General features: G+C 48.3%; 1 rRNA gene. It reads left to right on the top strand.

Annotated elements, in window-relative coordinates:
* Positions 1-209 precede the first annotated feature (209 nt).
* Positions 210-604, top strand: a 23S ribosomal RNA gene (locus tag IE142_RS40030); the annotation flags it as partial.

Here is a 604-nt window from a genome sequence, read left to right as displayed (position 1 = left end):
TTGGTGAGTCTCTCAAAATCTCAAACTTTGAATGTGTTTTGACATTAAAGTGGGATGAGCGAGCAATTTACAGTTCGAGGCGGACAGCGCACAGCAAGCGCAGCATACTTAAGTATGTGAGCATTGCGAGCACTGCCCAACGAAGAAATGTAATCTGCGCAGCCATCACCACCCAGATAGTCTTTGAAAGAGACACTTTCGGGTTGTGAGGTTAAGCGAATAAGCGTACACGGTGGATGCCTAGGCAATCAGAGGCGATGAAGGACGTGCTAATCTGCGAAAAGCGTCGGTAAGGTGATATGAACCGTTATACCCGACGATATCCGAATGGGGAAACCCAGTATCCAATGGATACTATCATTAACTGAATCCATAGGTTAATGAGGCGAACCGGGAGAACTGAAACATCTCAGTACCCCGAGGAAAAGAAATCAACCGAGATTCCCCTAGTAGCGGCGAGCGAACGGGGAGCAGCCCAGAGTCTTAATCAATAGCAGTGTCAGGAGAACGGTCTGGAAAGTCCGGCAGTAAAGGGTGATAGCCCCGTATCTGAAGATGCTGTTATTGTGAACTCGACGAGTAGGGCGGGACACGTGTTATCATG

This window comes from Streptomyces mutabilis, from assembly GCF_014649815.1.
In the GTDB taxonomy this organism is placed as follows: domain Bacteria; phylum Actinomycetota; class Actinomycetes; order Streptomycetales; family Streptomycetaceae; genus Streptomyces; species Streptomyces mutabilis.
Note: the sequence above shows the minus strand (reverse complement) of the source record. Positions and strands in the feature narration are given on the sequence as shown.